The 11,251-nt window shown below is 42.9% G+C and carries 11 protein-coding genes; 7 read left to right on the forward strand and 4 right to left on the reverse strand.

What is annotated here, in order from left to right; all coding sequences use genetic code 11:
• Window positions 1–157: 157 nt before the first annotated feature.
• Together DBR11_RS18430 and DBR11_RS18435 are read left to right on the forward strand one after the other, a co-directional pair.
• Window positions 158–1,111 (forward strand): glycosyltransferase family 2 protein, encoded by a 954-nt coding sequence (locus tag DBR11_RS18430; RefSeq protein WP_108554106.1) that lies wholly within the window; start codon window positions 158–160, stop codon window positions 1,109–1,111.
• Window positions 1,092–1,865 (forward strand): polysaccharide deacetylase family protein, encoded by a 774-nt coding sequence (locus DBR11_RS18435; RefSeq protein WP_108554107.1) that lies wholly within the window; start codon window positions 1,092–1,094, stop codon window positions 1,863–1,865. The genes DBR11_RS18430 and DBR11_RS18435 overlap by 20 nt, the downstream gene beginning before the upstream one ends.
• Here DBR11_RS18435 and DBR11_RS18440 read toward each other — a convergent pair.
• Window positions 1,840–2,322, reverse strand: coding sequence for a GtrA family protein (locus tag DBR11_RS18440; RefSeq protein WP_108554108.1), 483 nt, complete (start codon window positions 2,320–2,322; stop codon window positions 1,840–1,842). The genes DBR11_RS18435 and DBR11_RS18440 overlap by 26 nt on opposite strands.
• Window positions 2,323–2,349: 27 nt before the next feature.
• Entirely contained in the window at window positions 2,350–3,408 is a 1,059-nt protein-coding gene (locus DBR11_RS18445; RefSeq protein ID WP_108554109.1) for a ferredoxin--NADP reductase, read from the reverse strand.
• 139 nt (window positions 3,409–3,547) lie between these two features.
• Between DBR11_RS18445 and DBR11_RS18450 the strand changes: the two genes are divergently transcribed.
• The 3 genes from DBR11_RS18450 (at window position 3,548) to DBR11_RS18460 (ending at window position 8,370) form a co-directional block, all read left to right on the forward strand.
• The gene (locus DBR11_RS18450) at window positions 3,548–6,340 is read left to right on the forward strand and encodes a TonB-dependent receptor (protein WP_108554114.1); all 2,793 of its coding nucleotides are present in this window, start codon (window positions 3,548–3,550) and stop codon (window positions 6,338–6,340) included.
• Window positions 6,341–6,343: 3 nt separating this feature from the next.
• Complete coding sequence (locus DBR11_RS18455) at window positions 6,344–7,132, forward strand: GLPGLI family protein (RefSeq protein ID WP_233260816.1); 789 nt, start codon at window positions 6,344–6,346, stop codon at window positions 7,130–7,132.
• An 89-nt stretch (window positions 7,133–7,221) separates the two neighbouring features.
• A complete protein-coding gene (locus DBR11_RS18460; protein WP_108554110.1) occupies window positions 7,222–8,370 on the forward strand; it encodes a metallophosphoesterase in 1,149 nt (382 codons plus the stop codon).
• Here DBR11_RS18460 and DBR11_RS18465 read toward each other — a convergent pair.
• Window positions 8,339–8,623, reverse strand: coding sequence for a hypothetical protein (locus tag DBR11_RS18465; RefSeq protein WP_108554111.1), 285 nt, complete (start codon window positions 8,621–8,623; stop codon window positions 8,339–8,341). The two genes, DBR11_RS18460 and DBR11_RS18465, sit on opposite strands and share 32 nt — an antisense overlap.
• 79 nt (window positions 8,624–8,702) lie before the next feature.
• On the opposite strand from DBR11_RS18465, the gene DBR11_RS18470 reads away from it, so the two are divergent.
• A complete protein-coding gene (locus tag DBR11_RS18470) occupies window positions 8,703–9,380 on the forward strand; it encodes a pseudouridine synthase (protein WP_108554116.1) in 678 nt (225 codons plus the stop codon).
• Window positions 9,381–9,575: 195 nt separating this feature from the next.
• On the opposite strand, the gene DBR11_RS18475 is transcribed toward DBR11_RS18470, so the two are convergent.
• Complete coding sequence (locus DBR11_RS18475; RefSeq protein WP_108554112.1) at window positions 9,576–9,956, reverse strand: helix-turn-helix domain-containing protein; 381 nt, start codon at window positions 9,954–9,956, stop codon at window positions 9,576–9,578.
• Window positions 9,957–10,117: 161 nt separating this feature from the next.
• On the opposite strand from DBR11_RS18475, the gene DBR11_RS18480 reads away from it, so the two are divergent.
• Entirely contained in the window at window positions 10,118–11,113 is a 996-nt protein-coding gene (locus DBR11_RS18480) for an NADP-dependent oxidoreductase (RefSeq protein WP_108554113.1), read from the forward strand.
• Window positions 11,114–11,251 lie beyond the last annotated feature (138 nt).

Raw genomic sequence — 11,251 nt, forward strand, 5'->3', positions numbered from 1 at the left:
ATATAAAGTTTTTCGCGTTATGCATTCTGCAATTTTAGAAAAATTAACAGAATATATAACATTAAATCTTTGTAAGTGGTTTGCTAAATTTTATAATGTGCTGTGTAGTTGCAATTTTATTTGCAATTTTGTGTCCTCTTATTTCGTAAAGAACTCCATGCAAAAAACAATCTCTATTGTCATTCCTGCCTATAATGAAGAGGATAACCTATTGGTTATCGTTGAAAGATTAGAACGTATTTTAGAAGGAAGAGGCTATGCATTTGAGATTATCCTGGTGGATGATGGGAGTAAAGATAAGACCCTTTCTGTGATTAAGGCCATGGCCCAAATCAAACCGAATATTTTTTATATTGAATTTTCGAGGAACTTTGGACACCAGCCGGCCCTTAAAGCCGGCCTGGATTATGCCCATGGAGATTGTGTGATTTCTCTGGATGCAGACTTGCAGCACCCGCCGGAACTCATCATTCAGATGCTGGAGAAATGGGAGGAGGGCTACGAAGTGGTGTATACCAGAAGGCATGAGGATAAGTCCCTGCCTTACAAAAAGCGCGTCACCTCGTCTTTGTATTATAAACTGCTGAATGTGCTTTCTGATATAGAAATTGAATCCGGTACTGCCGATTTCAGGTTGATGGACAGGAAAGTGGTGAGCGTTTTTAAAGAGTTCCAGGAAAACGAGCCTTTCATAAGAGGATTGGTGAAATGGATGGGCTATAAACAATTTGCTCTGGACTATGTGCCTAGCAAGAGGTTCTCTGGCAACAGCAAGTATAATTTGAAGAAAATGCTCCGTTTTGCAACGCACGGGGTAACTTCTTTTAGCATCAAGCCGCTCTATACCGCCGTATATTTGGGTTTTATCTTTTCTTTTTTGTCTTTGCTGTATATCCCTTATGTAATTCATGCTTTCTATATTGGAAAGGAAGTAAATGGCTGGGCTTCTATTATCATGACCATCGTGTTTTTTGGAGGCTTGCAACTGATCATACTGGGCATCATTGGTATTTATATCGGTAAGATGTTCCTGCAAAGTAAAAACCGTCCTAATTATATTATCCGTTCAAGTAATTTAAGTCTGAAAGAAAATGGTGTTGTTGAGTTTTGATATAGAAGAGTTTGATATGGCTTTTGAGTATGGTAAAACCATCTCTTTCGAAGATCAGATCCGCATTTCCATACAGGGCAGCCACAGCATCCTGGATTTGCTGAAGAAGCACCGGCTAAAGGCTACTTTTTTCTGTACAGCTACATTTGGACAGCATGCCTCGGAAATTCTGGAGAGGATACTAGAGGAAGGGCATGAACTGGCTTCCCACGGGTATTATCATTCTGATTTTAAACCAGAACATTTACTGGCTTCTAAAATTGAACTGGAGCGCCTTTCTGGTGTACGAATAGAGGGCTATCGTATGGCCAGAATGATGCCTGTGGATGAAAAGGAGATCAAAAATGCGGGTTATGTATATAACAGTTCTATTAATCCGACCTGGCTTCCGGGAAGGTATAATAACCTTCATGTGTCCAGAACCTATTTCCAGGACAGCGGGGTGCTGCAATTGCCGGCATCGGTGAGCCCGCTGCTGCGTTTTCCTTTGTTCTGGCTTTCCTTTCACAATTTGCCGTTGAGCTGGTATCAGTATCTGGCCAAAAGAACTTACGAGAAAGATGGCTATCTGAATGTGTATTTTCATCCCTGGGAGTTTACGGATCTGAAAGACAAGGAGCGTTTCGGTTTTCCGGGTTATGTGAGCAAAAATTCAGGTATTCAAATGATAGACCGCATGGACAGATTTATGCAATGGATCAATAAAAAGGGCTATCCAAGCGCTACAATTAAAGACTTCGTTTCTTCGTTGTAAAGGTTACGTAGGTTTGGAAGAAGTAGCTGAACAGCGACAGAATTACAATGATAAGCGCTTGTGAGGGCGTTGCCCAAAAGCCCAGATATCCAACAAAAAAATGAAGCAGGGCATAATCAAAGTAAATACTCATGGCCGTTACCGAAGCATACCTGAAGAGCTGCACCCGGCTGTGCAGGTCTGATTGCTGGAAAACAATATACTTATTGAGCAGAAATCCGACAGGAAAACTAACCGATAAGGCCATTGCGTAGGCTGCAATATACCTGGTGATGGAATATGAACCGATAACAAGGACTTCCTGGTTCAGGATAAAATTATAACTCAGGAAGAAGATGAGCAGATTCAATGCGGCGTTGCTTCCACCCGAAACAGCATAACGGAAGGTTTGAAGCGGAATATACTTCGAAAAGGGTGGATAGAAAAAATCGATCAGTCTGAGGATCCTGCGTTTCATTTACGCAAAGATAACCAAAAGCCCGGCTTAGCCAATAACGATTCTGGTATTGTTGGCTGTAGGGTGTCCGGTGCAGATCAGCACACGTCCCTGTTCGATTTCCTGATCAGTAAGTACTTCGTTGTAATCCATTCTTACGCCACCTTCTGTGCAGGTAGAGGTACAGGTACTGCACATTCCGGCTCCGCAGCTGTATGGCAAACTGATGTGGTTTTCCAATGCAACCTCCAGAATCCTTTTGTAATAGGGGATATCCAATTTATAGGTTTTGTCGCGGTAATCTATGATGACAGAATAAGTGTTGGTATCCTTTATCTTTTTTTCTGTCAGGTCATCATCGTCCGCTTCATCCTCCGGAATAAAATAGGTCTCTCTTTTGATCTGGTCCTGGTTATAACCCAAAGCCCTTAGGGTAATGCGGCAAAGTACCATATAATTGATCGGTCCGCAGGTATAGAACAGGGCATCATTTCTGTCGCAGCTTAGATGTTCTTTTACGATTTGTTCGATCCGTACATTGTTCAGCCTGGCCATTAGCAGGTTTTTGGATTCACTGAAGAGCCATTCGATCTTGAAGCGCTCCGGATAGTTTTCCTGCCACTGTTTTAGTTCCTCATAAAATAGGGTGTCGCGAACAGATTTATTGCTGTATACCAATACGATTTTAGAATGTTCCTCTGTGAGTAGCGCTGTTTTTAGGATAGAATATACCGGGGTGATGCCTACTCCCGCGGCAAAAAGAAATACAGTTCTGCGGGCCTCTTTGTCAGGATTATAGGTAAATATTCCATTGGGTTCCATGGCATCCAGAACATCACCCACACCCACTTTATGATGCAGGAATTTAGAGATCTCTCCATTTTCAACCAGTTTTACGGCGATAGCAAGCGGTTCATCTACAGCCGGTGAACTGCACATAGAATAGGAGCGCCTGACTTCTTTCCCGTTCAGGTGAAAAGAAAAGACTAAAAACTGCCCGCTTTGATAATGGATTTTTTCGCCGTCTACCGGCTCGAATTGGATCACTACATTTTCTGCTGCGCGGCGTTCATGGCTTATAATTCGGAGCTTTCTTGTAGAAGTCATTGTTTTAATAATTCGGGACTGTATGTAACGATCAGATCAATTTAGGGTCAAAGTAACAAAAATCGACAAAAAGTTAAAGAATGTTAATATATCCTTGTTCATAAAAATTCGTTTTAACTTTATGCGTTCTGCCATTTATATGAAAAAAATTATACTCTCGTTATTCCTCTTTCTTCTAGGTTCATTTGGTCTGTATGCACAAAACGGTTATGCAGTAAAGGGATTCGTAGTGGATACGGCCTATACGGCCAGATTGGTTAATTCGAGCGTATCGGTATGGAATGCCAAAGATTCTACCCTGGTTAAGTTTAGCAGGGTTGGCAGTAATGGCGCATTTTCTGTACAAGCTTTGAAACCGGGAAATTTTATTTTACTGGTCACCTATCCTGGTTATGCCGATTATTGGGAAAAGTTCAGCCTGGATTCTGTGAAGAAGGAAAAAGACTTTGGAAAAGTCAACCTGCTGCTGAAAGCCAATCTGTTGTCGGCTGTAGAGATTAAAGGGGCAGTAAATGCGGTGAAAATGAATGGTGACACAACGGAGTTTAATGCAGATAGTTATATCATTCAGCCCAATTCTAAAGTAGAAGCTTTGCTGAAGCAGCTGCCTGGTGTCCAGGTATCTAAGGACGGAAAAATTACCGCCCAGGGAAAGGCTGTGGATAAAGTACTGGTAGATGGTGAAGAATTTTTTGGGGATGATCCCACGTTGGTGACCAAGAATATCCGTGGAGACATGGTGGATAAAGTGCAGCTGTATGATAGAAAAAGTGAGCAGGCTTCCTTTACGGGGATTGATGACGGACAACGGGCAAAAACCATCAATCTTAAACTCAAGGAGGGGAAGAAGAATGGTGCCTTTGGAAAGGTAAATGCCGGATTAGGTACGGATAAAATGTATGAAGGACAAGCGACGTATAACCGGTTTCTGGGGAAAAAGAAATTTGGGCTTTATGGCAATATCGCCAATACAGGAAACCAGATGGGGATGTCCAGTTTTGATATGAGTTCTTTGGATGATATGGATTTTTCTGGTGGCGGTGGCGGGATGGTCATGATGAGCGGTGGTATGGGGGAGGATCTGGATACTTTTGATGGAGGTTATGGCGGACAGGGAATTCCCTTGTCCAGGGCAGTCGGTTTACATTATGACAATAAGTGGAACAGTGGAAAAGAATCTGTGAATGGAAATTATAAGGTAAACAATATGAATGTGGAAGGAACGCGTAATGTGCAGACCCAAAATAATTACCCCGAACGGATCACCAAAAGTAATTCTGACGAAACCTATAACAATTCTTCTTTTGGCCAGAAACTGGATGGTAAGTACGGCATTAAACTGGATTCTATGTCTAATTTAAAAGTTTCTTTCGGGGCATCACTAAAACATAGCGAAACCCAAAATGTTTTCTCTGAGCGTACTTTCAGGGAAAATGATACACAATTAAATGCTTCTGATCGGAATCTGGACAATAAAACCAATGGAAAAGCTTTTCGGGCCAGTGCTTTTTGGAATAAGAGATTTCTCAAGAAAGGAAGAGCTGTATCGCTGAATGTAAGCGAGAACATGAATTGGAACGACACCAAAGGATTTCTAAAATCCCAGAACCGGTTCTACAATGAGCAGGGGCTGCTCTTGGCAGACAGTACAGAAAACACAGATCAGTTTAAGACCAATAAAAGTACCACTGCTGTTTTTAATTCTAATTTGACCTATTCAGAACCCATCACCACCAGTTTTGCAGCGATTTTTAACTACGGCCTGAATGTAAACAAGAGTACCCAGGACCGAAGATCGTATAATGCTCTGGTACCTGGACAATATACGGTATTGGATAGTTTGTTTAGCAACAACTATAAGCTGGACCAGCTCACCAATACGGCAGGCCTGATGTTTAATTACAGAAAGGAAAAATCTGTGCTGAATTTCGGGACCAGATTGGTTGCGGTTAAGTTTGAACAGAAAAATGTGTTTACAGACGAAAGCATTAAAAGAAATTTTGTGAACTGGAGCCCACAGCTGAATTATCAATATATGATGTCTCCCCAAAAGAGCTTACGCTTCAGTTATGGTGGACAGACCAGTCAGCCAGGTATAGATCAGATCCAGCCAGTGAGAGTGAATACGGATCCTTTGAACATTACCATTGGAAACCCAAACCTTAAACCTTCTTTCAACAGTAATTTTAATTTAGGCTATAACTCTTTTAAAATGCTTTCTTCCCGGGCCCTGATGATTAATGGTAGTTATTCTTTTACGATGAACCCTATCATGAATAATACAGTGAGGGATACCACAACAGGCAAGTCTACGTATCAGGCTGTTAACCTGACGGAGAAGAGCAATACCAATTATGGATTGAACATTGGTTTAGGGAGCGCCATCAAAGCGCTGGATATGAATGCAAATCTAAACCTGTCGGCCAATGGAAGTACCAATTATAGTTTTTTAAATAATGAACTGAACCAGACAAAATCCTATAATTTTTCAGCAAACCTTAACCTGATGAAGGGGAAGGAAGCTAAGTATAATTTTAACCTGGATTTTTCGCCAAATTACAACATCAGCCAGTCTTCACTTCAGAAGCAATTTAATGATAATGGCTGGGGATTTAGTTCCAGGCCCTCGATGACGCTTTATCTTCCAGGTAAGATAGAGCTCAGTTCCGACGGGGAGTATGAATTCAGGGCCAAAACGAAATCTTTTGATGAGGATTTTTCACGTTTCATATGGAATGCATCCATCAGCCGGAAGTTCCTGAAAGACCAAAGTCTGTATTTGACCATTTCAGCAAAAGATATTCTGAACCAGAATAATGGTTTTAGCCGGAGTGCCAGCCAGAATTCAATTGTTCAGACCAGTTATACGATGATCAGGAGATATGTGATCTGTAGCCTGAGCTGGGATTTTAATAAAATGGGAGGGGCTTAAATCATGAAGAAAATAAAACTGATGAAGATATTGCTGGGCTGCTGCCTGATGTTGAACTGTATTTCCTTATTTGCGCAAAATGTGCGTTTCCCGGATCAGGGTGTAATTGAATATGAAAAAAGGGTAAATACGCATGCGGTGATGAAACGTATGATGAGCGGGGGTCGCGAGGGCAGTTTTATGGAAGACGCCATGGATGGAATGAAGAAAAGAACGCCTCAGTTTAATGTTTTTAAAAGCAATCTGAGTTTTAGGGATCAGAAAACACTTTTTGTACCAGAAGTGAAAAAGGAGGATCCGTCGGATATGTTTGGGATGGGTCTTATGGGAAAGCAGAATAACATTATTTATTCTGATTTTTCGTCTGCCCTGTCTATCAGCCAGAGAAATGTGCTGGACGAAGTTTTTTTGGTGAAAGACAGTTTGCGCAGAATGGTGTGGAAGATTACCGAAGAAACTCGTGAAATTGCTGGTTATAGTTGCCGAAGAGCGAATGGGCTAATGCTCGACTCTATCTATGTGGTGGCTTTCTACACGGATAAAATCCCTGTATCGGGTGGACCGGAGTCCTTTTCCGGTCTTCCGGGAATGATCCTTGGGGTGGCCTTACCCCATGAAAATATTACCTGGTTTGCTACCAAGGTTACAGATACTCCGGTAAATCCACAGGTTGTTGTTCCCCCGGTGAAGGGCAAGGCGATGGATGGTCCGGCATTTAAAGCTTATTTAAGTTCAGCCTTTAAGCAATGGGGAGGTTCTGCCAATGCAATTTTAAAGAGTCTGATTCTTTAAGGGAAGTAAACTCTTTGTAAATTTTGATGTATTCATTTGTTAATGTTAGCTTAATATGGGTCCTTTAGCTTTGTTTAAGCATAAAGCCTATGTATTCAGCGAGAAACCCTAAGGTAACCGGGCCGGTTTTTAAAAAGGGCCAGCCTGATGATTCCTATAAATTTCAATATCCGCCTTTACCTTCCGGAGTATATCCTTATCATCTGAATCTTCCCCGGTCTGCTCATGCAGATCAGCGATTGGTTTTTAATTTGGTGGGGGATACGGGTGGATTAAAATCACCAGACTTTCAACGGCAGATTGCTGAGCAAATGGGACTTCAGTACAAGTTAGAGGAGCACCCCCCAGAGTTTTTATATCATTTGGGTGATGTGGTCTACCATTTTGGAGAGCGGGAACAATATGAGACGCAATTCTTTAAACCTTATAGCCATTATCCGGGGCCCATTTACGCCATTGCAGGAAACCACGATGCAGATGTGAATCCGGACAATCCTGAGCCCTGCCAGAGCTTGGACGCTTTTTACGAGGTTTTCTGCAATACCAGCCCAAAAACGGTTTATTTTTCGGGCGGGGCAGCCAGAAAGAGTCAGGTACAACCCAATGTATACTGGACCCTGAATACAGAACTGGCTACGATTATTGGCCTGTATAGCAATGTACCTAAATTTGGCTGCATTACTTCCGAACAGAAACACTGGTTCATTAAGGAATTAAAAAGGGCTGGGGCTATGTCTGGCAAAGCTTTGATTGTTTGTTTGCATCACGCACCTTATTCTGCAGATACGAACCATGGTTCAAGTGCAGCGATGATCCGGTTCCTGGAATCTGCTTTTGAAGAGGCAGGTGTATATCCTGATGTGGTTTTTAGTGGGCACGTACACAATTATCAGCGTTTTCTAAAGCATTATAAGGAAAAAAGTGTTCCTTTCATCGTGGCAGGTTCGGGTGGATTTGATGAATTGCATGTCCTGGCCGAGGTGACGGATCCACAGTTCACACAGGAGGATGAACTTTTGGAGGGTGTGGAATTGAAAGCTTACTGCGAAGGCCATCATGGTTTTATTAAAGTGGCCATAGAGAAAGAGGAAGAGCATTTAACACTGACTTGTGAATATTATACTTTAGCGCATAATGAAAATGATCCGGCACAGCCTGCCAGACTTTATGATCGGTTTACGATTGACTTAAAGGGGGAAGACCATTTCAGCTGTCCAGAACTTGAAGGTCAAGTTTAGTCATTTCTTTTAGGATCAGGGTATTGATTTCGCTGCTCACATCATTGGCAATGTACCAGCGCATTTGTGTTTTTGCATTGTAGACCAGGTAGATAACCACATCTTCAAAAATAGGGTCCACATATTCCAGGTGCCGCAGGCTGAAATGCTGAAGTTCGGCTGCTTTTTCAAGCAGTTTCTGGTTCAGGATTTTAAATACTGACCGGTTTTCTTCGTTTTCTTTAACAGGGGTGGTTTGTATGGTGATGATCAAGGTATACGGCTTAAATCTTATTTGATGTAAAGATAGGCAAATGATTGTTGTGCAAATGTTATCTTCGCCAAAAATTAGTATGTTAGAAATTGTTTACCAGGACGATCATTTAATAGCCATTAACAAGCCACATGGTTTATTGGTGCACCGGTCTTCTATTGCAAGCGATGCGAAGGAGTTTGCGTTGCAAATGCTGCGGGACCAGGTGGGGCGTTTTGTGAGTCCTGTGCATCGCCTGGATAGAAAAACTGGTGGTTTGCTGTTGTTTGCGTTTGATAAAGAGGTGGAGATTGCGATGCATAAGCAGTTTCAGGAAGGTGGTGTTTTGAAAAAGTATCTGGCGATTTTGAGGGGCTATGCACCGGATCAGATGGATATTGATTATCCGCTGGTAAAAGAGAATGGGATGGTTCAGGAGGCTTTTACTTCTTTTGTGACATTGAAGCGGGCGGAATTGCCAGTGCCTTTTGGTCAGCATGCAACTTCTAGGTATTCTTTAGTGGAGGCTGCGCCAACAACAGGAAGGATGCATCAGTTGAGGAAGCATTTTGCGCATATCTTTTATCCAATTATTGGAGACAGGAAGCACGGCTGTAATAAGCAGAACCGTTTTTTTAAGGAGCAATGGGATATGACAACGATGTTGCTGCATGCTTCGGAACTGCGTTTTTTGCATCCGGTTACCGGGGAGCAGATGGCTTTGAAGGCGGAACCGCAGGAGGAGTTTAAAAAGGTAATGCGTTTAATGGGTTTTTAGGGAGGTGAATTTTTGAAAATTTCCCCCTTTTAATTCGGGGCTAACGATATCAGGTGCGCTGAAGAAGCGCCCAGATCTCTGAGGCCGCCTCATTAATAGGGGAAAATTTTCTGAGCAAATTGCAGAGGGGAGGTGGTCCGGGTAGGGTGCAGAGGAGGTTATTGCCGGGTGCAGAGGGTGTTATTTGGAGGAAGGTTATTTGGAGGGAAGGTTATTTGCCGAGGAGGTTATTTTTTTGGCTGGAGTGGGTTGGTGCCATTCGGAGAGGTCTACAAGTATGGGGAGCAGGGATGTTCCTTTTTTTGTGAGGTGATAGTTTACTCTTACAGGGATTGCCGCGATGATTTCTTTGGTGATCAGGGTGTCTTTTTCGAGTTCTTTCAATTGTTTGCCCAGGGTTTGATCGGAGATGGTGGGTAAGGCGTTTTTTAAAAGGCTGAACCGGTTGGTACCTTCTGAAATATGGATCAGGATCAGGGCTTTCCATCGGCCGGAGATGATGTTCAGAGCACCATTGATCCTGCAGGAATCGAGCAGGAAGGCTTTGTTTAATGAATTGGAGGTTTCTTTCTTCATAGTTTCTTTTTCTCTTTGCCTTTTCTTAGTCGCTCACTTTTTTTAGAGCTACTCCTTTTTTTGAGCGTTATTGGTGCTTTTTTGAGCTAGCGGTACCTTTGTCAAACCTAAATAAAAAATATTAAACGGGTTTTGGTACTGAATCTAAAGAATGTAAAAAAATGAAAGCAGTTGTATTGAATGGTTTTGGAGATGTGTCGAATTTTAGCTTTGAAGAGTTGGATAGGCCTTCTTTCCAGCAGGACCAGTTGTTGATCAGGATAAGGGCCGCGGCTTTCAATCCAATTGATTATCAGATGAGATTGGGTTGGAGGGAGAGCAGGCTGATGACTTCTCCAATATTGGGCAGGGAATTCTCTGGTGTAGTGGAGGCTGTAGGTCAGTCTGTTACTGGTTTTTCTGTTGGAGACGAGGTGATTTCGGCTTCTGGAAGCAGAGGGTCTAATGGTACCTACGCCGAGTATATTGCGGTTACCTCAAAGGTGGTGGCGCATAAGCCTGCTGGCTTGAGTTTTGAGGCTGCTGCGGCCATTCCGTCTTCGGGTTTAACAGCTTTTCAGGCTTTTCGCAGGATGGGGATGAAGGCTTCGGACAGTGTTTTTATCGCTGGAGGTTCGGGCGCTGTTGGCCGGTTCTTGATTAAACTGCTTTTTGCAGATGGTATTCGGAAGGTGGTGTCTACAGCGGGCAGTGAGCAGAGTACAGGGGTTTTGCGGGCTATGGGTTTGGAAGCTTCTCATATCTTGGATTATCGGTCTGAGAGGCTTGCAGAGGAGTTATTGGCGGTGAATAAGGGGGAGTTTGATTTTGTAGTGGATCTGGCTGGAGGTCAGATTACGGAAACAGCGGCTGAAGTTTTGAAAACGAATGGTACTTATGTGGATGTGACTTTTCTGGGGACGCAAAGAAGCCGGGAGATCTTGTTTGATCGTGGTGATGTGGTTTTGAATATTTCTAATTATGCCTATAGGTTAAAGAATGAATTGGGGGGCTATGGGGAGGCTTTACAGGAGATTTCGAACCGGATTTCTTCGGGCGGGATTGCTGCGCCTGAGGTACATCTTGTTGGAGATTTGGGGGTAAGTACTGTTCAGGAGGCGCACAGGCTGATGGAGAGTGGGGCGTTAAATGGGAGAAAGCTCGTGATGAGGGTATAGGGAGGTGAATTTTTGAAAATTTTTCACCTATTCACTCGGGGCTATCGATATCAGGTGCGCTGAAGAAGCGCACAGATCTCTGAGGCCGCCTCATGAACAGGTGAAAAATTTTCTGAGCAAATTGCAGAGGGGAGGTGG

This window comes from Pedobacter sp. HMWF019 (genome assembly GCF_003061025.1).
Classification (GTDB): Bacteria; Bacteroidota; Bacteroidia; order Sphingobacteriales; family Sphingobacteriaceae; genus Pedobacter.

Coding starts and splice junctions, on each gene's coding strand:
- DBR11_RS18430 (WP_108554106.1), top strand. CDS start 158: ATGCAAAAAACAATCTCTATTGTCATTCCTGCCTATAATGAAGAGGAT.
- DBR11_RS18435 (WP_108554107.1), top strand. CDS start 1,092: ATGGTGTTGTTGAGTTTTGATATAGAAGAGTTTGATATGGCTTTTGAG.
- DBR11_RS18440 (WP_108554108.1), bottom strand. CDS start 2,322: ATGAAACGCAGGATCCTCAGACTGATCGATTTTTTCTATCCACCCTTT.
- DBR11_RS18445 (WP_108554109.1), bottom strand. CDS start 3,408: ATGACTTCTACAAGAAAGCTCCGAATTATAAGCCATGAACGCCGCGCA.
- DBR11_RS18450 (WP_108554114.1), top strand. CDS start 3,548: ATGAAAAAAATTATACTCTCGTTATTCCTCTTTCTTCTAGGTTCATTT.
- DBR11_RS18455 (WP_233260816.1), top strand. CDS start 6,344: ATGAAGAAAATAAAACTGATGAAGATATTGCTGGGCTGCTGCCTGATG.
- DBR11_RS18460 (WP_108554110.1), top strand. CDS start 7,222: ATGTATTCAGCGAGAAACCCTAAGGTAACCGGGCCGGTTTTTAAAAAG.
- DBR11_RS18470 (WP_108554116.1), top strand. CDS start 8,703: ATGTTAGAAATTGTTTACCAGGACGATCATTTAATAGCCATTAACAAG.
- DBR11_RS18475 (WP_108554112.1), bottom strand. CDS start 9,956: ATGAAGAAAGAAACCTCCAATTCATTAAACAAAGCCTTCCTGCTCGAT.
- DBR11_RS18480 (WP_108554113.1), top strand. CDS start 10,118: ATGAAAGCAGTTGTATTGAATGGTTTTGGAGATGTGTCGAATTTTAGC.